A 21,299-nucleotide genomic window follows, 5' to 3' on the forward strand; every position below is an offset into this window, starting at 1 on the left:
TGAGCACTGCACTCCTGAAGAACCTCCAAAACTGGAACTCCAAGCACGGCATGGGGATCCAGAATCTGGCTGCACCCATGCTGGTCATTGCCATCCTGGCCCTGATGGTGCTGCCCATGCCACCATGGCTGCTGGACACCTTCTTCACGCTGAACATCGCCACCGCGCTGATGGTGATGATGATTGCCGCCTACATGGTCAAGCCGCTGGACTTTGCGGCTTTCCCCTCGGTGCTGCTGCTCACCACCCTGATGCGCCTGTCGCTGAACGTGGCCTCCACCCGCGTGGTGCTGCTGGAAGGCCACACCGGCCCCGGCGCAGCTGGTCAGGTGATTGAGTCCTTTGGCCACTTTCTGATTGGCGGCAACTTTGCCGTGGGTCTGATCGTGTTTGCCATTCTGGTGGTGATCAACTTTGTGGTGATTACCAAGGGTGCAGAGCGTATTGCCGAAGTGTCGGCCCGCTTTACCCTGGACGCCATGCCCGGCAAGCAGATGGCCGTGGACGCCGATCTGAACGCCGGCCTGATTGATGAAGCAGAAGCCAAGCGCCGCCGCGCAGAAGTGCAGGAAGAGGCGAACTTCTTCGGCTCCATGGACGGTGCCTCCAAGTTTGTGCGTGGCGACGCCATGGCCGGCATCCTGATTCTGATCATCACCATCGTGGGCGGTTTCATCATCGGCATGGCCCAGCACGGCATGAGCGCCAGCGATGCGGCCAACAGCTACATTCTGCTGTCCGTGGGTGATGCGCTGGTGGCACAGATTCCTGCACTGCTGATCTCGGTGGCATCGGCCATGGTGATCTCGCGCGTGGGCAAGGACAACGACACCGGCAAGCAGATTGCCAACCAGATGCTCAGCTCGCCCCGCGCGCTGGCCATTACCTCGGCCATTCTGATCATGCTGGGCCTGATCCCCAACATGCCCCACACCGTCTTCCTGACCATAGGCGCCCTGTTTGGCTATGGCGCGTGGACGGTCTACCGCAAGGGCCAGAAGAAGGAAATGGCCGCCAAGGCGGGCAACGGCAGCGAAGCGCCTGCTGCCAACCCCGGCGCCCTGCCTGCACCCCAGCAGGACTCTGAAGCCACCTGGGATGACCTGCAGCCCGTGGACCTGCTGGGCCTGGAGCTGGGCTACCGCCTGATCGCGCTGGTGGACAAGAAGCGCCAGGGCGACCTGCTGACCCGCATCAAGGGCGTGCGCCGCAAGTTTGCACAGGAAGTGGGCTTTCTGCCGCCTGCCGTGCACGTGCGTGACAACCTCGAACTCAAGCCCAGCGCCTACCGCATCACCCTGCGTGGCGTGATGGTGGGTGAAGGCGAAGCCTTCCCCGGCATGTACCTGGCCATCAACCCCGGTGGCATCACCACGCCGCTGATTGGCACGCCCACCACCGACCCTGCGTTCGGTCTGCCTGCCCACTGGATCGATGAACGCCAGAAGGAAGCGGCACAAATGGCCGGTTTTACGGTCGTTGATTCGGAAACTGTGATGGCGACACATTTGTCACACTTGATGCAAATGCACGCCGCCAAGCTGCTCAGCCGTAATGAGGTGCAGCAGCTGGTGGATCACGTGGCCAAGTCCGCTCCGAAGTTGATTGAAGAAGTGATTCCCAAGATGGTGTCCATCACCGTGTTCCAGAAAGTCCTGCAGCTGCTGCTGGAGGATGCTGTGCACATCCGTGACATCCGCACCATCATCGAAACCCTGGCTGAAAACGCCGCTTCGACACAAGACCCTGCGGAACTGGCCCGTCGTGTACGTATTGCGCTGGCTCCTGCCATCGTGCAGCAGATCTACGGCCCCACCCGTGAGCTCAATGTGATTGCCATCGAGCCCGGTCTGGAACGTCTGCTGATGCAAGCGCTCTCGAATCCTCAGGCTCCTTCGCTGGACCCTGGCGTCGCCGATGTGCTGACCCAGCGTGCCGCCGAAGTGGCCAACAAGCAGGAAGAGCTGGGCATGCCCGCCTGCCTGCTGGTGCCCGACGCCATTCGTAACCCTATTGCGCGCTTGGTGCGCCGTGCTGCTCCGCGCCTGCAGGTGCTGGCACACAGCGAGATCCCTGAGACCCACACCATCCGCATCGGCCCCATTCTTAAAGGTGCAAACGCATGAACATCCAACGCTTCATAGCCCCAACTTCTCGTGAGGCCCTGGACAAGGCGCGTGCCGTTTTTGGTGAGAACACCCTGATCCTGTCCAACCGCCCCACCGCCAATGGTGTGGAAGTCATGGCGACTTCGGAGGACGTGCTGGACCAGGGCTCGACCACCAGCCCCGGTCTGCGCGCTGCCATTCAGGCACGCGAGGCGGATGAGACCCGTGCCCCCAAACCAAGCACCAAGCCGCCCATGCCGCTGGAGACGCTGCTCAAGCAAAGCAGCCCTGCACCCAAGGCCAACCCTCGCCAGACGGTTGCGGAAGACACCGAGCAGCTGGCCATGAGCACGCTGTCCTTCCAGAACTATGTGCGCGAGCGCATGCTGCGCCGTCGCAATGAAGAGCTGAGCGGGGAGCTGTCTCCTGAATCCCTGCCCACGTTTGCGCGCAAGAAGCAGGCCATGGCTGCACGCGAGCATGCCCCCATGTCCAGCAGCCCTGCCGTGGTCAAGCACAACCCCCTGCGCGGCCTGGCCGTAGATCTGACTGCGGAGATGGCCTCCAAGGCCAGCGCACCCGCCGTGGCTGCACCTGCGCTGATGAACGAGCTGCAATCCGTCAAGGACCTGATTGAAGAACGCTTCAACACCCTGACCTGGATGAACCAGACCCGCGCCAACCCGCTGCACAGCAACATGATGCTCAAGCTGCTGCGTGCTGGCTACTCGCCCGCGCTGTCGCGCGCCATCATGGAGCACCTGCCCCAGGAAACCGGCCCGGCGGACGCCATGAAGTGGCTGGTACAGGTGCTGGAGCGCAATCTGCGCACCGACAGCGCCGATGCACCCATCTGGGAAAAGGGCGGCGTCTTCGCACTGGTGGGCTCCACCGGCGTGGGCAAGACCACCACGGCTGCCAAGCTGGCCGCCCTGTGCGCGGCCAAGCATGGCCCCAACAGCGTGGGCCTGATCACGCTGGACACCTACCGCGTGGGCGGCCATGACCAGCTGCGCGCCTATGGCCGCATGCTCGGCGTGGTGGCCCACCTGGCGCATGACAAGGCTGCGCTGCAGGACCTGCTGGGCCTGCTGGCTGGCAAGAAGATGGTCATCATCGACACCACCGGCGTGGCACCGCGCGACCCTCGCAAGGACGACATTCTGGAAGTGCTGAACCTGCCCGGCATCCAGCACCTGCTGGTGGCCAATGCCGGTGCACACGGTGACACGCTGGACGAAGCCCTGGCCGCCTTCAAGCGCGTAGGCTGCAAGCAGGCCATCCTCTCCAAGGTGGATGAGGCCGTGAAGCTGGCCCCTGCACTGGATGCACTGATCCGCCACCAGTTGGTGCTGCGCGGCATCACCAACGGCCAGCGCGTGCCCGAAGACCTGACACGCGCACAGGCCAGCGACCTGGTGGCCACCTCCATGCGTGCGCACACCAAGTCGGCCTTCGACCCTTCGACGCTGGACATGGAGTTCTACTTCACCGATTCTTCTCTGGCTCGTTCTGCACACGGAGCACTGCATGCTTGAACGCGTTTGGCACCAAGGTACAGGCTTACACTGGCAAGGCGCGCAGTCGTCGCTGCGTGTGCTGCCCGTGGTGCCATCCGGCGACGCCGCAGACGCCGCCGCGCTGTGGATGGCCTGCGCGCACCTGCAGCAGCAGGGCTACCCTGTGGTGGTGCTGGACGGCACCGAGCGGGAAACACCGGCCAGCCCCGGCCTGCAGGACATGCTGCAGCCCCGCCAGGGCTATGCCTTCACCACACTGGCTGCTGACCTGAGCAACCCCGCCAGTGTGGCCACCCTGCCTGCTGCATGCGGGCTGGTACAGCTGCAGCACAAGGCAGCCACCACAGGTGAGCGCCCCATGGATCTGCTCTACCGCTATGTGCGCAACTTTGCGCTGGTAGTGCTGTGGGCACCAGCGCCGCTGCTCGCAGGCATGCTGCACGGCAGCACCCGCTCTGCCATACAGCTGGTTCCCTCGCAGTCACGCAATGTGGTGAGCAGCTACCGCGCACTCAAACAACTGTTCATGGACACGGGCCACATGCCTCGCCTGGTGGCACTGCGTCCTGCAGACTACGGGCTGGACACTGTGCTCAAATCCGTCTCGCAATGCGCCATGCGCCATCTGCATGCAGAGCCGCTGTGCGAGCAGTTTGACCCGCTGGACAGCCGCCAGCTGCAGCGCTGGGCGCTGCGCTGCCTGGAGCATTCAGAACCCGTGCAGGCCCCGCAAGGCATGGCGATCGCCGGGGCTGCGCCCTCTTCTTCGTCCGCCGTGTGGAGTCACTGAGTTCATGTACACCGCCCATGGCCACCTGGATCGCGATGCGCTGATTCGCCAGCATGCCCCGCTGGTGCGCCGCATTGCGCAACACATGATCGCCAAGCTGCCCCCGAACGTGGAGCTGGATGACCTCATCCAGGTGGGCATGATCGGCCTGGCTGACGCGCTCTCGCGCTATGAATCCAGCCAGGGCGTGCAGTTTGAAACCTTTGCCAGCCAGCGCATCCGCGGTGCCATGCTGGACGAGCTGCGCGACAACGACTGGATGAGCCGCAGCTCCCGCAAGGGCCAGAAAGACATTGAACGCGCCATCCACAAGCTGGAGCAGGAGCTGGGCCGCGCGCCCAAGGAATCGGAAATTGCCGAATCCATGGACATGCCGCTGGACGAGTACCAGTCTCTGCTGGGCAAGGTGCGCGGCGCCCAGCTGATCTACCTGGAAGACATCTCTCCCAGCGACGATGAAGGCGAAAGCTTTCTGGACCGCTTTGTGGCCGACACCGATGCCGACCCGTTCGCCATCCTGCGCGATGTGCGCCTGCGTGAGGCTCTGGTGGCCGCCATCGAACACCTGCCCGAGCGCGAGCAGTACGTCATGGCCATGTACTACGAGCACGAGATGAACCTCAAGGAAATTGCCGCCGTGCTCAATGTGACGGAATCGCGTGTGTGCCAGCTGCACAGCCAGGCCATTGCCCGCCTGCGCACCAAGATGCGGGCGCACTGAAGCAGTTAAAGCCGTCATCGCTCCCAAAACAAAAGCGCCACACGGGCGCTTTTTTGTTTTTTGATAGCTGCTGGCGCTTGATTTACAAGGAATTCACAGCGATATATATGTGAAAGCCTTACTTGATAAGCGCAAGCCGCTATAGAAACCAGTTAACCACTGATGTGATACATGCGCGCCACAGAGGCTGCAGCGCCGGGCTTGCTGCTGCCGCCGTAGGTGAAGTTCATGGACTGCTCGGGCAGCAGCGTGGCCAGCTGCTGGGACGTCATGGCCGTCATCTTGGCCATATGGCCACGCATTTGTGTCATGCGCTGTGACAGGGCCTGCATGCGCGCCACGTTCTGTTCGGTGAACTGCTCCTGGCCAAAGCGTGGGGCCAGGCCTGCAAAGGCTTCCATGCCCTGGCGCAGCTGCGTGACGGCCTGTTCCGTCAGTTCGGGCTGGTTTTTCTGAATGCAGGCATTGACCAGGTCGATCATGCCTTCGATTTGGTCCAGAGCTTCGCTAAGTTGCATGGCTGATGGTGCGTTGGAGCGGTAAAAACGGAATCTGGGCGCTGATCACCAGTATGGCCGAAGGTCGGAAGGCCAGTACCGGCGCACAGCGCCCAGTCACAAGAGCATCAGATGCGTGCGCCGCCCAGCAGGGCAGAGGCATCAATCAGCAGCGTGTCGGCGATCACGCCTGCGTTGACTTTGAAGGTGCCATTGGCAATGGCTTCGCGAATGGCGTTGACCTTGGCCATGTCGATGTCCGAAGAAGACTTGGCGTTCTGATCCAGCGTGCGCACGGAACTGGAGACCGTGACAGGCACGCCAGCCGCATTGCTGCGTGCCTGGTGCACCACCTCGCTGGCAGTGCCACTCTTGCTTTGCTGGGTTTGCTGAGTAGCTTGCTGTTGCAGCTTGGCTGCCAGCATTTCTACGTTGGTGTTTTGTCCGACCTTCATGTGTTTACTCCAATTTCCCGCTCTCGGGCTCTGTAGCCTAGCTATCGGCCTTTGTAACGAAAACTTTAGGATTTTCTTTCAAAAGCACTTGTTTCACTGTGCAACCAGCACTTCACCCTGCGCATTGACGGTGCCAATCACCGTGCGGCCATTGTCCATACGCACACGCACGCTCTCACCCACGGAGCCTCCCTGCAGGGCCTTGCCCGAGGAAGTCACCTGAAAACCTGCGCCCTGCACCAGCACCTTGACGCCAGCACCCGCCTTGAACAGCTCAGGCGCCTTGACCATGGTCTGACGCAGTGCCATGCCTGCGGTGAGGTTGCGCACGGCGGTCTTGCCCACCCAGTCATCCGGCAGCGCAATGATGGCATGAGGCGATTCGGCCCAGTCCACCTCGCTTTGCATGGCGTGGTTCATGGTGAGCGGCTCGCCCATGTTCACATTTTGCGTCAGCACCCAGGCGGGGCCAAAGGCCTTCACCGTCACAGGCACGAACACGTTCCAGGGCCTGTCTCCTTCCACGCAGCGCACGCCAATGCGGGTGCGCCCCCACAGCTTGCTGCCACTGGGCAGATAGGGCTCCATGCGCAGGCAAGGTGCCAGATTCAGACGCGGGTCCAGCTTGCCGACCTGCACCTCCATGCGCAAAGGCATGGTCTGCTGCATCTCGCTTTGCGCCAGCGCGTTGTGCACCCACTGGTCGCTGAGGTCCGTCAGGCTTTCCTGCGCAGCTGCCACGCCACTGGCTGCCAGCAATGCAGCCACAGAGCAACGCAGCGCAGCGCGTGCCGTTTGAGCAGACAGTGAAAAGGCATTTTTTCGCATAGCAGGCACTGTAGAGCCCTCCCGGTTTTTTGAACCGCCGAAATGCACAGGCATCCACGCTTTCTTTCCACTTTAGAAAAAACGCGTGCTTTTCATAATCGCTGCACGCACCAAAGTCCCATCCCGGAACGGTGGTGCATGGTCTTTCTGTTTTATCGACTGCAAGGAATCACATGCTCAACAAAATGACCGGCGGCTTGAATTTCCACAGCGACGCTCTGCTGTTGCGCGCAGAACGCCAACGTGTGATTTCCAGCAACATCGCCAACGCAGACACACCAGGCTATGTGGCCCGTGACTTCAATTTCGCCAAGACGCTCAAGGCAGCGCAGGGCGAAAACGGCACCGTGCGCAAGGCCCTGCAGGCTGCCAGCACCAGCCACCCCGAGCACATGCCACTGCCCACCGAAAAATTTGGCACAGACGGCAAGGGCCCGCTGGCCTATGCCCTGTCCTCCCAGCCCAGCCTGGACAACAACACCGTGGATCTGGACCGTGAGCGCGCCAACTTTGTGGACAACGCCGTGCGCTATGAAGCCACGCTGCGTTTCCTCAACGGGCATTCCAAGACCATGCTCAGCGCCATCACCGGCCAATAAGCACTGACGAACAAGGAGTTCCGCCATGTCCATGTTTTCCATTTTCAGCGTCTCTGGCAGTGCCATCAGCGCGCAATCGCAGCGCCTGAACGTGGTGGCCTCCAACCTGGCCAACGTCGACGCCGTTGCAGGCCCTGATGGTGAGTCCTACAAGGCCCGCCAGGTCGTGTTCCAGACTGCACCCATGGGACCCGAAGGCTCTGCCGGCGTGAAGGTCAAGGACATCACCGAAGACAACACCCCCGGCCGCCGCGTGCACAACCCTGAGCACCCGCTGGCCGATGAACAAGGCTATGTGATCCACTCCAACGTCAATGCCGTGGAGGAAATGGTCAACATGATTTCGGCTTCCCGTTCCTACCAGAACAACGTGGAAGTCATGAACACGGCCAAATCGCTGCTGCTCAAGACGCTGCAGCTGGGTCAGTAAAGCTGCACGGAAAGTAGGCCAACATGATTTCTGGCGTCAACAACACCAGCGCCGCGCTGAACCAGAGCGCCAAGTCCTCGGGCACCGATGCGCAGTCCATGCAGGATCAGTTTCTGACCCTGCTGGTGGCCCAGTTGCAGAACCAGGACCCCACCAACCCCATGGACAACGCACAGATGACCTCGCAGATGGCGCAGATCAGCACCGTCAGCGGCATCGAAAAGCTCAACGACACCGTGCAGAGCGTGACCAGCCAGTTCGCTTCCATGCAGATGCTGCAGGGTGCGACCATGATTGGCCACACCGTGCTGTCCGAAGGCAATGCGCTGAACCTGACCGACAAGGGCCAGGGCTCGGCCGCTTTCGACCTGGAAGGCTCGGCGGCCAATGTCACCGTGACCATCACCACCGCCGGCGGTCAGCTGGTGGACACCATGGAGCTGGGCTCTGCGGCTGCAGGCCGTAACTACTTCACCTGGGACGGCAGCAACTACAACGGCGACACCAGCAATCTGCGCTTCAAGGTCAGCGCCAGCAATGGCGATGCAGCCGTCAAGGCGACCACGCTGTCGCCCAATGCCGTCGTGGCCACCAGCATTGCCAATGGCTCGCTCATGCTGGAACTGGCGAACGGCCAAAGCATTAACTACAACAGCGTCAAGGCTGTGTTCTGAATTCACAGGAGCTAATCATGGGTTTCCATCACGGTCTGTCCGGTCTGAATGCCTCCAGCAAAAGCCTGGACGTCATTGGCCACAACATCGCCAACAGCAACACCGTCGGCTTCAAGTCCTCGCGCGCAGAGTTCAATGAAATGGTCGCCAGCGCCATGGGCGCTTCCAGCAATAACAACACCGGCATCGGTGTAAGCGTTGCAGCCGTGGCCCAGCAGTTCAGCCAGGGCGTGATCACGCCCTCCAGCAATGGTCTGGACATGGCCATCAATGGTGATGGCTTCTTTATTGTGCAGACCCCCAGCGGCACGGCTTACACCCGCAATGGTGCGTTCCAGCTCGACAAGAACGGTTTTCTGCAAAGCGCCAATGGCGACATGGTGATGGGCTACACCATCGACCCCGACACCGGCGTGCGCAGCAGCACCACGCTGACCAACATCTCCTTCCCCACGGGTGCCCCCATTGCCGCCAAGCAGACCAGCAAGGTCACGGCCGTGATGAATCTGGATGCGCGTGCCGAGATCGCAGGCCCCACGCACAACCGCGCCACCTATGGCACATCGGTGGAAGTATTCGACAGCCTGGGCGCCCCCCATGCCGTGTCCATCTACGCTGAAAAGTCGGACATTGGCGAGTGGAAGCTCTACGACAGCCTGACCGGCACCACCGAGATCGGTACCGTCAAGTTCGATGCAGACGGCAAGCTGGCCAGCATGACCCCCTCTCCCCTGAAGGTCACGGTCAACCCCACCACCGGCGCACATGCTCCCTTTGATGTGCAGCTGGACCTGAGCAGCATCACGCAGTACGGCACGGCTTTCTCCGTGGCACGTCTGAGCCAGGACGGCTATGCCTCCGGCGAGCTGACCGCCGTGAACGTCGCTGCCGACGGCACGCTGCTGGCCTCCTACTCCAACGGCATCACACGCCCCGAAGCACAGGTGGCACTGGCACGCTTTACCAATGCACAGGGCCTGCAGCCCAGCGGCAACAACAACTGGATGCAGTCCAACGACTCTGGCCCCGCCATCGTGGGTACGGCCGACAGCGGCAGCTTCGGCACCATCCAGGGCAGTGCCCTGGAAGAGTCCAACGTAGACCTGACTGCCCAGCTGGTCAACATGATGACCGCACAGCGCGCCTACCAGGCCAACGCCCAGACCATCAAGACGCAGGACCAGGTCTTCTCGACCCTGGTGAACCTGCGCTAAGCACCGCACTGAATACGCGCTTTTAGGGGTTTGCAATGGACCGCATCATCTACACCACCATGACCGGCGCCAACGCCGCTGCTCAGCGGCAGGCGGTGCTGTCGAACAACCTGGCCAATGTCTCGACCACGGGCTTCCGTGCAGAGCTGAGCACCTTCCGCTCAGTGCCACTGCAGGGCCAGGGCTCCACCACGCGCGTGTTCGGTCTGGATGCGACCTCCGGCCACCTCGAGCAGGCCGGCCCCGCCATCACCACCGGCAAGAACACCGACCTGATGGTGCGTGGCAATGCCTGGTTCACCGTGCAGGGGCTGGACGGTCTGGAGGCCTACACCCGCAACGGCGCACTGGAAGTCACAGCCGAAGGTCAGCTGGTAACCGCCAACGGCCTGGCTGTGCTCAGCGAAGCCGGCGCCCCCATTGATGTGCCACAGAACGCACGCATCAGCTTTGGCGGCGATGGCACGGTGGTCGCCACCCTCGATGGGCAGGACCCCATCAACATTGGCCGCCTCAAGCTGGTGACCCCCAATGCAGAGCAACCTCTGCAGCGCGGCGATGACGGCCTGTTCCGCTCCGCACAAGGTGATCTGCCAGCCGACGCCAACGCCACCGTGGTGGCCGGTGCGCTGGAAGGCTCCAACGTCAATGCGGTGGAAGCCATGGTCGGCATGATTGCCGCCTCGCGCCAGTTCGAGCAGCAGATGAAGCTGCTGACCACCGCTGAAAACAATGACAAGACGGCCAGCCAGCTGCTGAGCCTCAACGGCTAAGCCGTGATGTAACGCATTAGCGAAGGAAACTTCACCATGATGAATTCTCTGTGGATTGCCAAGACCGGCATGTCTGCCCAGCAGACCAAGATGGACGTGGTCTCGCACAACCTGTCCAACGTCTCCACCACCGGCTACAAGCGCCAGAACGCGGTTTTTGAAGACCTGATCTACCAGAACCTGCGTCAGGTGGGCGCCCCTGCCGACGAGCAGAACAACCTGCCCACCGGCATGCACCTGGGCCTGGGTGTGCGTACCGTGGCCACGACCCGCAACTTCCAGCAGGGCACGCCCACCGAAACTGGCAAGGACCTGGATGTGGCCATCAGCGGTGATGGCTTCTTCCAGATTCAGATGCCCGATGGCACCACGGCCTACACGCGTGATGGCACATTCAGCAAGGATGCCAACGGCCAGCTCGTGACCTCCGGCGGCTATCCACTGCTGGACGGCATCACCGTGCCTGCCGATGCCGTAAAGCTGAGCATCAGCAAGACCGGTATCGTGGCCGTGACCACCACGGGCAACCCCATCCCCACACAGATCGGTCAGCTCAACACGGCATCGTTCATCAATCCAGCAGGTCTGGAGCCCATTGGTGAGAACCTGTACCGTGAAAGCGCCGCCTCCGGCGCACCCCAGACTGGCACACCCGGCACCAACAATCTGGGCACGGTGATGCAAGGCTTTCTGGAGTCCTCCAACGTGAACGTGGTGGAAGAGCTGGTCAACATGATCCAGACCCAGCGCGCCTATGAGATGAACTCCAAGGCCATCTCCACCAGCGACCAGATGCTGGCCAAGCTGTCGCAGCTGTAACTCATCTTTTAGAAGCGCCTTGCGCTGGATATTCAAAGGTTTCAATATAAAAACTATCTGAAACCCTTGAAATTCAAGCGATAGCCGCTTCTGTTTTCATATTTGCCGGAGCGTTTATGCCTGCCTCAGTCCGCCGCATCTCTGCATTGCCTGCCTTGCCCCGTCTGCCCCGCTATGCGCTGTGGAGTGCGGCCAGCGTGCTGGCCAGCGGCTGCGCGTTCAACGAACCACCGCCCGTAGACCTGCACGCCCAGACCCAGCCGCTGCCAGCCACGGCCATTACCACGCCCCAGCCGCAGCAGCAGGCCACCGGCGGTCTGTTTCAGGCCAACCGCTATCGCCCACCTTTTGAAAGCCGCCGTGCCCGCCTTGTGGGGGATCTGGTGACGATTCAGATTGCTGAGAAGGTCACGGCCAGCCAGCAGTCTTCATCGACGGTCAACCGCGACAGCTCCATCGGCGCAGGCATTACGGAATTCCCCTTCGCGACGGGCGGTGCGCTCAACACCATCCAGAACGCAGGCAAGCTGGGCATGGGCAGCAATGCCGATTTCCAGGGCGGCGGTGGCACGACCAGCGCCAATACCTTTGCAGGCTCCATCACTGCCACCGTGGTGGAGGTGCTGCCCAATGGCCACCTGCTGGTCACCGGCGAAAAACAGGTGGGCGTGAATCAGAACGTCGATGTGCTGCGCTTTACCGGCACGGTAGACCCCTATCTGCTGGGCCCCAACAGCATCATCAGCTCGACCCAGGTGGCGAATGTGCGCGTGGAGTCGCGCGGCCGTGGTCAGCAGAATTCAGCGCAGGCAATTGGCTGGTTGTCGCGCTTCTTTTTGAGCTTTATCCCTTTCTAAAGATCACCAGAATTGGGCAGTATGAAAGTACTGTCCACCCTCTCCACATTCCGCGCCGCGCACATGGCGCTGGCGCTGCTCGCAGCCAGCTGCTGCCTGCTGGCCACTCCAGCGCACGCACTGCGCATCAAGGAAGTGGCTTCGGTACAGGGCGTACGCTCGAACCAGTTGACCGGCTATGGTCTGGTCGTCGGCCTGGATGGCACGGGCGATCAGACCACGCAGATGCCCTACACCACCCAGACGCTGTCGAACTACCTGCAGCAAATGGGCATCACGCTGCCAGCGACCGCCAACACCAACAACCTGCAGCTCAAGAACGTGGCAGCCGTGATCGTCACCGCCGAGCTGCCCGCCTTTGCCCAGCCGGGGCAGTTCATCGATGTGAACGTCTCCTCCATGGGCAATGCCAAGTCGCTCAAGGGCGGCACGCTGATCACCACCCCGCTGCGCGGTGCTGACGGTGAAATCTATGCACTGGCCCAGGGCAACCTCATCGTGGGTGGCGCAGGCGCTGCACAGGGCGGCTCCAAGGTACAGATCAACCACCTGAGCGCAGGCCGCATCCCCCAGGGTGGTCAGGTCGAACGTGCCGTGCCCAACCCGCTCAATGAGGGCGACACCATCAAGCTGGGCCTGAACCAGACCGACTTTCTGACCGCCAATCAGGTGGTCAATGCCATCAACAACCGCCACGGCATGGGCACTGCCATGGCGCTGGACGGCCGCACGGTGGAAGTACGCGCCCCTGTGAACCCTGGCGCACGCGTGAGCTTTCTGGCAGACATTCAGGAGCTGAATCTGCCCATCAACAAGCCAGCGGCCAAGGTGGTCATCAACGCGCGCACGGGCTCCATCGTCATGAACCAGGCCGTCACGCTCGGCCCCTGCGCCATTGCCCACGGCAATCTGGCCGTGACCATTGAGTCCACCCCCGTCATCAGCCAGCCCGGCGCCTTCTCGCAAGGCCAGACCGTGGTGGCAGAAAAGACCAATATCAATGTGACGCAGGAGCCTGGAAAGATCGTCAGCGTGCCCTCTTCGCCGCAGCTGACGGACGTGGTCCGTTCGCTGAACGCGCTGGGCGCAACCCCTCAGGACCTGCTGGCCATCTTGCAAGCCATCAAGGCTGCAGGCGCACTGAATGCCGAGTTGGAGGTGATATGAGCATGTCGCTGGGTGCCAGTCAGGCGCTGGCCACCGATATCAATTCACTCAACAGCCTGAAGAACCAGGCCAATGCCAGCAACCCGCAGGCCGCCCGTGAGGCGGCCAAGCAGCTGGAGTCGCTGTTCATGCACGAGATGATCAAGAGCATGCGACAGGCCACCATGAAAAGCGGCCTGCTGGACAACGACAGCTCGCAGTTGGCGGACTCCATGCTGGACCAGCAGTTTTCGGTCTCCATGTCCGGCCTGCCCGGTGGGCTGACCGATGCCATCACCGCGCAGATTGCCCGCTCCATGGGCATGGACCCCGCAGAAGCCGGCGTGAGCAGCACAGCAGGCATTGGTGGCAGTGAGCGCAGCTTCAGCATTCCCTCGACCATGAGCTTTGCCAGCCGCAGCGCACGCTATCCCGGCCTGAGTGGCAGCACTCCGATCGGTGGCCCGACAGCGTTTCTGGATGCCTATGCGCCCTCACCCAAGGGGCGCGAGCAGTTTGTGCAGGCGCACGGTGCAGCAGCCGAGCGCGTGGCGCGCGAAAGCGGCATCCCCGCCAGCTACATGCTGGGCCAGGCCGGCCATGAAACCGGCTGGGGACGCAGCGAAATTCGCGGCGACAACGGCAGCAACTCCTTCAACCTGTTCGGCATCAAGGCGGGCGGCAGCTGGAGCGGCAAGGTCGCAGAAATCACCACCACGGAATACATCGACGGCATTCCCCGCAAGGTCAAGGCCAAGTTCCGCGCCTACAACTCCTACGAGGAGTCGTTCCGCGACTATGCCCGCCTGATCAAGGAAAGCCCGCGTTACGCCAAAGCCATGCAAAGCACTGGCAGCGCCACGGCCTATGCCAGCGCGCTCCAGCAGGCAGGCTACGCCACCGATCCGCTCTACGCCAGCAAGCTCTCGCGCGCCATCCAGAGCGTGCAGGCTGTGCAGCAAGGCACACAAGGTTGAGAAGATTTAGAAAGATTCGCACATGAGCTTAATGAATGTCGGCGTCTCCGCACTGGTCGCCAACCAACAGGCACTGACCACCACGGGTCACAACATCGCCAACGTCAACTCTGCCGGATATTCGCGCCAGACTGTGGCAACCAAAGCCTTGGTTGGCCAAAACATGGGCACAGGCTTTGTCGGCAAAGGCGTGCAGGTTGCGACCATCATGCGCAACTACAACGAGCTGCTGGGCAAGCAATCCAATGCGGCCAATGCAGCCAGCTCCGCAGACGCTATCCGCTACCAGTCGCTGATGCAGATGCAGGACATTTACTCCGGCGGCGATGGCAGCCTGGGTGCAGCCATCAACGACATGATGAATGCCTTTGCCGATGTGGAGTCTGCCCCCGCAGACGGCACGGCCCGCAACACCGTGCTCACCCGCATGAATGAGCTGGCTGCGCGCTTTCGCTCGGCTTCGGCCACGCTGCAGGAGCTGGACTATTCCACCAAGCAGCAGCTGCAGAACAACGTCATTCTGGTCAACGATCTGGCACGCCAGGTCGCCAGCCTGAATGGTCAGATTGCCCGCTCTCTGGCCAGCGGCCACCAGCCCAACGATCTGCTGGATGCACGTGACCAGCTGGTGCGCGAGATCAACCAGTACATCCAGACCAGCCAGGTGGAAGCCGATGACGGCTCCATCAGCCTGTTCGTGGGGGGCAGCCAGGCGCTGGTGCTCGGTGCCAGCACGGGCCAGCTCAGCGTGGACGAGACCAAGGAATACCCGGGCAGCCAGAAGCTGTCGCTGTATTTCAGCCAGCCCAACGGGCAGGAAGTGGAACTCAAGCCAGCCATGGTCGCAGGCGGAGAAATTGCCGGTCTGCTGTCCTTTAACAATGACGATCTGGTGGTGGGCCGCAACCTGCTGGGCCGTCTGGCACTGGCCATTGGCTCCGAGCTGAACCAGCAAAACCGACTGGGCCTGACACTGTCGGGCAACTATGGTTCCGACCTGTTTGCCCTCACCCTGCAAACCTATGGCACCAGCAACATCACCGGCTATGACAACGCCCTGGATGGCCAGCGTGGCAGCGCCAGCGTGGTGGATTCGCAAAAGCTCGTGGCCTCGGACTACCAGCTGCAGTTTGGCCCCGGCAACAGCGCTACCCTGATCCGCCTGTCCGATGGGCAAAAGACCACGATCGACAATGTCGACGCAGGCATCGACCTCACCGTAGACGGTCTGAAGTTCGAAGTACCCGCAGGCATTGCCACGAATGCGCAGGTCGGCCAGAGCATTCTGTTCCAGCCTTTCAGCATTGCGGCCGATGAAATCCAGGCACTGGTCTTCAACCCCAACGATCTGGCGGTCTCCAGCGCACTCAGCGCCAGCATCAGCCCCACCAATACCGGCACGCTGCAGCTGAGCAGTGTGCAGGCCCGTGATCTGGGCAAGCTGGCAACCACCGTGGGCGGCGTGGACACCACGGTCTACACCCAGATTCCCGCCAAGGATGCACCAGCCACCATCCGCTTCACCGACGATGCTGGCAGCTACGAAGTGAGCTACCGCATCTGGAATGACACCAGCAAGTCCTGGGAGCAGCAAACCGCCTCCGGCACTTACACCTCGGGCCAGCCTATCAGCGTAGCGAGCTGGAGCATCACCATGACCGGCACGCCCAAGCAGGGCGATACGGTCAGCGTGGGCAACGCTCTGGATCTGGATGAAGGCTTCAAGCTCAACGCGGGCAACGCCTCGGCCTTCCTGGGCCTGCGTGACGCCAAGATTTTTGACGGCGGCACTGCACTGGGTGACGGTTTCTCCTCGGCCATGGCCGTGATTGGCACTCGCACACAAAGCGCGCAGTACGCCGCACAGCTGTCGGAAACCGTGGCTGCCAATCTGGATGCGGACCGGACCGCCGTCTCGGGCGTGAATCTGGACGAAGAGGCCGCACGTCTGCTGCAGTACCAGCAGGCCTACCAGGCATCGGCCAAGATCATTCAGACCGCGCAGAGCCTGTTCGACAGCCTGCTCAACACCATGCGCTAATCGGCCTGTCCACTAGGAGCACACCATGAGCATTTCTCGCTTCGGTACATCCCACATGTACGACCGGACCATCCGCAACATCGGCAAACAACAGGCCGAACTGGCCAGCCAGATGGAACATGCCTCGGCCGGCAAACGCGTGATTCGCGCCAGCGACGACCCTGTGGCCGCCGCGCAGGCCGAGCGTGCACGCACCCGTCTGAGCCGCATTGAAACGGACCAGCGCCAGCTCGAAGCCCAGAAGGCCACCATCACCTATGCGGAATCGACGCTGGGTGAAATCAACGGTGCCATGCAGGACTTCCGTGGTCTGCTGGTGCAGGCTGGCAACGGCTCCTACAACCAGACACAGCGCGACACCCTGGTCGAGCAGCTGCAAAGCCTGCGCAAGCAGATCCTGAACTACGTCAACCGCACGGACAGCAACGGCCTGCCCCTGTTCCGTGGTCTGGACACCAATGCCAACCAGCCATTCCCCAATGGCGGGCTCGGCATCCAGACCGGCCAGACCAACAGCAATGCCTACACCATCACCAACTCGCTGGACGGTGGTCTGGCCTTCTTCAGCGGAGTGACCGGCAATGGTGTGCTGTCCATTGGCGTGGGAGCGAACAATCAGGGAACCGCCCACACCAATGTTGGCGTCATCACCGATGCGGATGCGGCCTATGAGCTGAAAGAGTCGCTCAACACGCTGACCCAGCAGCTGCAGAACCTGCAGTCTGGTGGCACCAGCCTGCCTGCCAGCATCCGCCTGCCACTGAGCGCAGAGATCGTCTTCTCTGAAGACGCCAGCGGCGCGCTGCAGTATCAGGTGCGTACCCCCTCCGGCATCAAGACCTGGGACCCAAGCACAGCAGCCGCAGGAGAAACCGAGGCCGACTACCCCCAGGTGGTCTACAGCGAATCTGCTGCCGCGCCCTTCAAGTCCGGCGCGGATATTCAGGTGCTGGGTATGAACATCACTGTCTCTGGCGACCCCAAGGCGGGCGACAGTTTCCAGGTCGCAGCCAGCGCGCCCCAGTCGATTTTTGACACGCTGGACGCCGCCATCCGTACCGTGCAGACCGCAGGCAATACCGACGGCAGCACCAAATCGGCCCTGCTGACACAGGGCCTGACGAACTCGCTGGCCGAGATCGACACCCAGCTCAACCGCATCTCCTCCGTGCGTGGTCTGGCCGGTGACCTGCTCAATCAGGCGGACCGCATGAACTCCTCGCTGCTGGCACTGAACGAGCAGGTGGAAAGCCAGCGCTCTGCTGCAGAAGACATTGATGCGGTGGCCGCACTGTCACAGCTCAAAACGCAGGAAACGGCCGTTTCCGCGGCCCTGCAGTCCTATGCATCCATCCAGAAGCTCTCGCTGTTTAACTACATTGGTTAAGCTGCAAGCTGCATGTGACAACCTGGACTGAACCGTGGAATTTGTTCTCAACGCTTTGGTGATGGGCTATCGCCCTCTGTGGAATGTGCAGCGCCAGCTCGCTGGCGTGCAGCTGTTCCTGCGCGACGACCCCGAGCGGCCGACCGACGTGGCGCATCTGCTGCGCATCCTGCAGGAGATGTGGGCACCGACCTCGCCGCTGCTGTTGCTCTCGCCCCAGTCGCCCGCCATGCTGCAGGCACTGCTGACGCACATCACGCCCTGCCCGCACTGGGCGCTGGAAGTGCGTGCCCCCTGGCTGCAGCAGCACCCTGCGCTGCAGGAGCAGGTGGCCGCTACCTGTGCACGCGGTGTACGTCTGGTGTGGCGCGGCGGCATGGACGCCCTGCCCAGTGCCAATCAGGCCTGTAACTATGCCTGCAGCCTGCTGCATCTGGCGCCCCAGCAGGCGCTGCAGCTGATGCGCGCGAGCGCCAACCCTGCGGCCATGCAGGGGCTGGGTCTGCTGCAGGGGCAGATGTACGAAGACATCCACAGCCAGACGCTGGTCCAGCACTGCCTGGAGCATTACCAGGCCAGCGCCGTGGCGGGCTGGCCCACGGAAGACGTGCTGCACCGTGTGCGCGGCACGCGTGCGCTCTACCCCATGCATGCGCATGTGCTGCGCCTGCTCAAGGCCGTGGATGCGGACGAATCCCTCGAAACCTTTGAAGCCATCCTCAGCGAGGACCCGCTGCTGGCCTACCGCTTCATGCTGTATGCCAACTCGGCCGCTCTGGGTGCACGCAACCCCATCAACTCCCTGCGCCGCGCGCTGGTGATGCTGGGCTATGGGCCGCTCAAAGCATGGCTGGCCAATGAGCTGGTACACGCCAGCCATGACCAGGACCTGCAGCCCATCCGCCTGGCTACGGTGATGCGCGCCCAGCTGACTTCGCACCTGCTCGATGCCGGTGTGAGCCAGGAGCTGCGCAGCGAGGTCTATCTGTGCGGCCTGTTTGCACGTCTGAACGAATTGCTGGACGAGCCGCTGGAGACCACGCTCACCCGCCTGCCGCTGTCCGAGCGCATTCCTGAGGCGGCCATCCACGGTCAGGGCCCCTACGCACCCAGCCTGCAGCTGGCCTTTGCCATGGAAAGCGAAGACAGCCTGATGCAGATTCCGCAGCTGTGCGAGCAGTACGAAATCTCACTCGAGCATGTGAACCGCAGCTTGCTGCGTCTGGCCTGCGAATGGCCCAGCCAGCGTCCCGCCTGGTCACCGACTCCAAAAACAAGAGCTGCCAGCGCTTGATTGGCAATCTTTTCCAATACAAAACCATCTGAAAACGAAGCTGCACAAGCGCTGCATGCTTCGTTTTTTTATGCATGGTAGAAATCCTCTGCCCTGCCGCACAGCCAGCCTTTAGAGTCTGGGCATTTTGTGTACACCTGCGGCATGCCACTCCAAGAATTCACCGCCCTGCTCGTGCTGGCCACGGCCATGAGCTTCACACCGGGGCCTAACACCACGCTCTCTACGGCCCTGGCCGCCAACCATGGGCTGCGCCGCAGCCTGCGCTTTGTGCTGGCCGTGCCCGTAGGCTGGGTGCTGCTGCTGGCGCTGTGCGCCCTGGGTGTGGGAGCACTGGTTACAGGCATCCCGGCGCTGCGCTGGGCCATCAAGGGCGTGGGCATTGCCTATCTGCTGTGGCTGGCCTTCAAGCTCTCGCGCAGCGGCCAGCTTGCACAGGCACAGCAGGCACAGCTGCAAGTCGGCTTTGGTCAAGGGGTTTTGCTGCAGTTCGTGAACATCAAGGCATGGCTTTTGGCGTTGACCATCGTCGCCGGTTGGGTGGCAGGCCAGAGCGATGTCACCACGCGCATGCTGGTCGTGCTGCCGGTGATGGCGCTCTACGCGCTCAGCAGCAACCTGCTTTATGCCTGCATTGGCGCGGCTTTACGCCAATGGCTGGCTCAGGGCCAGCGCCTGCTGTGGTTCAACCGCGGCATGGCTGCACTGCTGGTGCTGACGGCCATCTGGATGTTGCAAAGTTGAACACCATGTTTTTTTCACCTGTGCGTCAGCAGGCAGCAATACTTCGCTTCACAATAGCTGCATCGGCACCGCCGCCTTACCCTGCGCCCCGGTGTCATTGCCACTGTCGGCCCGGCTACGTACGTATTACCCGGGGCTGCATGGCCATGCTGCACAACGGTATGCTCTTTGCAACAAGCTTTCGCCAGCACGCGCACTGTGCGCGCGCGGCTTATTGAGATTGAGTAGTTATGACGAACTGGACCCTGGCTGCACGTGCAGCCAAGATGAACTCCTCCGCGATCCGCGAAATTCTGAAGCTGACTGACCGCCCCGGCATCATCAGCATGGCCGGTGGCCTGCCCTCGCCCGCCAGTTTCCCGATCTCTGCTTTCACCCAAGCTTGCAACACCGTGATGGAGCGTGACGGTGCAGCCGCACTGCAGTACTCCACCACCGAAGGTTTCCCTGCATTGCGCCAGGCGATTGCCGATTTCCTGCCCTGGGATGTGAACCCCGACCAGATTCTGATCACCACCGGCAGCCAGCAGGCGCTTGACCTGATTGGCAAGGTCTTCCTCGACAAGGGCAGCCGCATCCTGGTGGAAAAGCCCACCTATCTGGGTGCGCTGCAGGCCTTCACGCCGTTTGAGCCCACCCCCGTGGGCGTGAACAGCGATGACGAAGGCATGCTGATTGACGACTTCGCCGCCAAGGTGGGCACCGGCGAGAACAAGGCCCGTCTGGCCTATGTGCTGCCCAACTTCCAGAACCCCACAGGCCACACCATGAGCGAAGCGCGCCGCCAGGCGCTGGTGGAAAAGGCCAGGGAACTGGACATCCCCCTGATCGAAGACAACCCCTACGGTGACCTGTGGTACGAAGGCGAGCCCCCGCTGCCGCTGGCCGCACGCAACCCCGAGGGCGTGATCTACATGGGATCGTTCTCCAAGGTGCTGGCCCCCGGCCTGCGCGTGGGCTTCATCGTGGCGCCCAAGTCGGTCTACGGCAAGCTGACCCAGGCCAAGCAGGCGGCTGACCTGCACAGCCCCAGCTTTAACCAGCGCGTGGTGGCTGAAGTCATGAAGGACGGTTTCCTGCACAGCCATATCCCCACCATCCGTGCCATGTACAAGGTGCAGCGCGATGTGATGCTGATGGCACTGGAAGCCGAAATGGAAGGTCTGGGCGTGACCTGGACCCGCCCCGTGGGTGGCATGTTTCTGTGGGTGCGCCTGCCCGAAGGCATGGATGCCCAGGTGCTGCTGGCCGAAGCGGTGGAGCGCGGCATGGCCTTTGTGCCCGGCGCGCCTTTCTACGCCGATGAAGCAGAAACCAACACCTTGCGTCTGTCCTATGTGACCGTCTCGCCCGAGCAAATCCGCCAGGGCGTGGCAGCACTGGCTGCCGCCATTCGCGCCCTGCAAGCCAAGTAATTGGCTGCGC

The 21,299-nt window shown here is 62.1% G+C and carries 21 protein-coding genes; 18 read left to right on the plus strand and 3 right to left on the minus strand.

The window, feature by feature from the left end:
* Positions 1–50: 50 nt before the first annotated feature.
* The 4 genes from flhA to B5M06_RS04340 are packed head-to-tail and all read left to right on the plus strand — an operon-like array spanning position 51 to position 5,139.
* Positions 51–2,126 (plus strand): flagellar biosynthesis protein FlhA, encoded by a 2,076-nt coding sequence (gene flhA / locus B5M06_RS04325; RefSeq protein ID WP_420809981.1) that lies wholly within the window; start codon positions 51–53, stop codon positions 2,124–2,126.
* Positions 2,123–3,646, plus strand: coding sequence for a flagellar biosynthesis GTPase FlhF (flhF, locus tag B5M06_RS04330; protein ID WP_054065989.1), 1,524 nt, complete (start codon positions 2,123–2,125; stop codon positions 3,644–3,646). Before flhA ends, flhF begins: the two co-directional genes overlap by 4 nt.
* A complete protein-coding gene (locus tag B5M06_RS04335) occupies positions 3,639–4,418 on the plus strand; it encodes a hypothetical protein (protein ID WP_054065990.1) in 780 nt (259 codons plus the stop codon). The genes flhF and B5M06_RS04335 overlap by 8 nt, the downstream gene beginning before the upstream one ends.
* A gap of 4 nt (positions 4,419–4,422) precedes the next feature.
* Positions 4,423–5,139: an RNA polymerase sigma factor FliA gene (locus tag B5M06_RS04340; RefSeq protein WP_054065991.1), complete on the plus strand. Its 717-nt coding sequence runs from the start codon at positions 4,423–4,425 to the stop codon at positions 5,137–5,139.
* Between the two features lie 152 nt (positions 5,140–5,291).
* On the opposite strand, the gene B5M06_RS04345 is transcribed toward B5M06_RS04340, so the two are convergent.
* From B5M06_RS04345 to flgA, 3 genes are all read right to left on the minus strand, one after another.
* Entirely contained in the window at positions 5,292–5,657 is a 366-nt protein-coding gene (locus B5M06_RS04345; RefSeq protein WP_054065992.1) for a hypothetical protein, read from the minus strand.
* A gap of 107 nt (positions 5,658–5,764) precedes the next feature.
* Positions 5,765–6,091, minus strand: coding sequence for a flagellar biosynthesis anti-sigma factor FlgM (gene flgM, locus B5M06_RS04350; RefSeq protein WP_054065993.1), 327 nt, complete (start codon positions 6,089–6,091; stop codon positions 5,765–5,767).
* Between the two features lie 93 nt (positions 6,092–6,184).
* Positions 6,185–6,919, minus strand: coding sequence for a flagellar basal body P-ring formation chaperone FlgA (gene flgA / locus B5M06_RS04355; RefSeq protein WP_054066021.1), 735 nt, complete (start codon positions 6,917–6,919; stop codon positions 6,185–6,187).
* Between the two features lie 173 nt (positions 6,920–7,092).
* Here flgA and flgB point away from each other — a divergent pair, with 173 nt between their 5' ends.
* The 14 genes from flgB to B5M06_RS04425 all read left to right on the plus strand — a co-directional run bounded on the left by flgB (position 7,093) and on the right by B5M06_RS04425 (position 21,289).
* Entirely contained in the window at positions 7,093–7,518 is a 426-nt protein-coding gene (flgB, locus tag B5M06_RS04360; protein WP_054065994.1) for a flagellar basal body rod protein FlgB, read from the plus strand.
* 25 nt (positions 7,519–7,543) lie between these two features.
* Entirely contained in the window at positions 7,544–7,948 is a 405-nt protein-coding gene (flgC, locus tag B5M06_RS04365; RefSeq protein ID WP_054065995.1) for a flagellar basal body rod protein FlgC, read from the plus strand.
* 23 nt (positions 7,949–7,971) lie between these two features.
* Positions 7,972–8,622, plus strand: coding sequence for a flagellar hook assembly protein FlgD (locus tag B5M06_RS04370; protein ID WP_054065996.1), 651 nt, complete (start codon positions 7,972–7,974; stop codon positions 8,620–8,622).
* A gap of 17 nt (positions 8,623–8,639) precedes the next feature.
* On the plus strand, positions 8,640–9,836 hold the full coding sequence (gene flgE / locus B5M06_RS04375; RefSeq protein WP_054065997.1) for a flagellar hook protein FlgE: 1,197 nt from the start codon (positions 8,640–8,642) through the stop codon (positions 9,834–9,836).
* A 35-nt stretch (positions 9,837–9,871) separates the two neighbouring features.
* Complete coding sequence (gene flgF / locus B5M06_RS04380) at positions 9,872–10,609, plus strand: flagellar basal-body rod protein FlgF (RefSeq protein ID WP_054065998.1); 738 nt, start codon at positions 9,872–9,874, stop codon at positions 10,607–10,609.
* Positions 10,610–10,645: 36 nt separating this feature from the next.
* On the plus strand, positions 10,646–11,428 hold the full coding sequence (gene flgG / locus B5M06_RS04385; RefSeq protein WP_054065999.1) for a flagellar basal-body rod protein FlgG: 783 nt from the start codon (positions 10,646–10,648) through the stop codon (positions 11,426–11,428).
* A gap of 116 nt (positions 11,429–11,544) precedes the next feature.
* On the plus strand, positions 11,545–12,285 hold the full coding sequence (locus tag B5M06_RS04390; RefSeq protein ID WP_054066000.1) for a flagellar basal body L-ring protein FlgH: 741 nt from the start codon (positions 11,545–11,547) through the stop codon (positions 12,283–12,285).
* 21 nt (positions 12,286–12,306) lie between these two features.
* Positions 12,307–13,452 (plus strand): flagellar basal body P-ring protein FlgI, encoded by a 1,146-nt coding sequence (locus B5M06_RS04395; RefSeq protein WP_054066001.1) that lies wholly within the window; start codon positions 12,307–12,309, stop codon positions 13,450–13,452.
* Positions 13,449–14,408, plus strand: a complete 960-nt coding sequence (flgJ, locus tag B5M06_RS04400; RefSeq protein ID WP_054066002.1) for a flagellar assembly peptidoglycan hydrolase FlgJ — start codon at positions 13,449–13,451, stop codon at positions 14,406–14,408. Before B5M06_RS04395 ends, flgJ begins: the two co-directional genes overlap by 4 nt.
* Positions 14,409–14,430: 22 nt before the next feature.
* Complete coding sequence (gene flgK / locus B5M06_RS04405) at positions 14,431–16,449, plus strand: flagellar hook-associated protein FlgK (protein WP_054066003.1); 2,019 nt, start codon at positions 14,431–14,433, stop codon at positions 16,447–16,449.
* A gap of 25 nt (positions 16,450–16,474) precedes the next feature.
* Positions 16,475–17,836, plus strand: a complete 1,362-nt coding sequence (gene flgL / locus B5M06_RS04410) for a flagellar hook-associated protein FlgL (protein ID WP_080025165.1) — start codon at positions 16,475–16,477, stop codon at positions 17,834–17,836.
* A gap of 34 nt (positions 17,837–17,870) precedes the next feature.
* Positions 17,871–19,130 (plus strand): HDOD domain-containing protein, encoded by a 1,260-nt coding sequence (locus B5M06_RS04415; protein WP_240183995.1) that lies wholly within the window; start codon positions 17,871–17,873, stop codon positions 19,128–19,130.
* Positions 19,131–19,274: 144 nt separating this feature from the next.
* Positions 19,275–19,874, plus strand: coding sequence for a LysE family translocator (locus tag B5M06_RS04420; protein WP_054066006.1), 600 nt, complete (start codon positions 19,275–19,277; stop codon positions 19,872–19,874).
* Between the two features lie 230 nt (positions 19,875–20,104).
* Entirely contained in the window at positions 20,105–21,289 is a 1,185-nt protein-coding gene (locus B5M06_RS04425; protein ID WP_054066007.1) for an aminotransferase-like domain-containing protein, read from the plus strand.
* Positions 21,290–21,299 lie beyond the last annotated feature (10 nt).

Origin of the sequence: Comamonas kerstersii (genome assembly GCF_002056725.1) — a bacterium.
Classification (GTDB): domain Bacteria; phylum Pseudomonadota; class Gammaproteobacteria; order Burkholderiales; family Burkholderiaceae_C; genus Comamonas; species Comamonas kerstersii.

Coding starts and splice junctions, on each gene's coding strand:
- flhA (WP_420809981.1), top strand. CDS start 51: ATGGGGATCCAGAATCTGGCTGCACCCATGCTGGTCATTGCCATCCTG.
- flhF (WP_054065989.1), top strand. CDS start 2,123: ATGAACATCCAACGCTTCATAGCCCCAACTTCTCGTGAGGCCCTGGAC.
- B5M06_RS04335 (WP_054065990.1), top strand. CDS start 3,639: ATGCTTGAACGCGTTTGGCACCAAGGTACAGGCTTACACTGGCAAGGC.
- B5M06_RS04340 (WP_054065991.1), top strand. CDS start 4,423: ATGTACACCGCCCATGGCCACCTGGATCGCGATGCGCTGATTCGCCAG.
- B5M06_RS04345 (WP_054065992.1), bottom strand. CDS start 5,657: ATGCAACTTAGCGAAGCTCTGGACCAAATCGAAGGCATGATCGACCTG.
- flgM (WP_054065993.1), bottom strand. CDS start 6,091: ATGAAGGTCGGACAAAACACCAACGTAGAAATGCTGGCAGCCAAGCTG.
- flgA (WP_054066021.1), bottom strand. CDS start 6,919: ATGCGAAAAAATGCCTTTTCACTGTCTGCTCAAACGGCACGCGCTGCG.
- flgB (WP_054065994.1), top strand. CDS start 7,093: ATGCTCAACAAAATGACCGGCGGCTTGAATTTCCACAGCGACGCTCTG.
- flgC (WP_054065995.1), top strand. CDS start 7,544: ATGTCCATGTTTTCCATTTTCAGCGTCTCTGGCAGTGCCATCAGCGCG.
- B5M06_RS04370 (WP_054065996.1), top strand. CDS start 7,972: ATGATTTCTGGCGTCAACAACACCAGCGCCGCGCTGAACCAGAGCGCC.
- flgE (WP_054065997.1), top strand. CDS start 8,640: ATGGGTTTCCATCACGGTCTGTCCGGTCTGAATGCCTCCAGCAAAAGC.
- flgF (WP_054065998.1), top strand. CDS start 9,872: ATGGACCGCATCATCTACACCACCATGACCGGCGCCAACGCCGCTGCT.
- flgG (WP_054065999.1), top strand. CDS start 10,646: ATGATGAATTCTCTGTGGATTGCCAAGACCGGCATGTCTGCCCAGCAG.
- B5M06_RS04390 (WP_054066000.1), top strand. CDS start 11,545: ATGCCTGCCTCAGTCCGCCGCATCTCTGCATTGCCTGCCTTGCCCCGT.
- B5M06_RS04395 (WP_054066001.1), top strand. CDS start 12,307: ATGAAAGTACTGTCCACCCTCTCCACATTCCGCGCCGCGCACATGGCG.
- flgJ (WP_054066002.1), top strand. CDS start 13,449: ATGAGCATGTCGCTGGGTGCCAGTCAGGCGCTGGCCACCGATATCAAT.
- flgK (WP_054066003.1), top strand. CDS start 14,431: ATGAGCTTAATGAATGTCGGCGTCTCCGCACTGGTCGCCAACCAACAG.
- flgL (WP_080025165.1), top strand. CDS start 16,475: ATGAGCATTTCTCGCTTCGGTACATCCCACATGTACGACCGGACCATC.
- B5M06_RS04420 (WP_054066006.1), top strand. CDS start 19,275: ATGCCACTCCAAGAATTCACCGCCCTGCTCGTGCTGGCCACGGCCATG.
- B5M06_RS04425 (WP_054066007.1), top strand. CDS start 20,105: ATGACGAACTGGACCCTGGCTGCACGTGCAGCCAAGATGAACTCCTCC.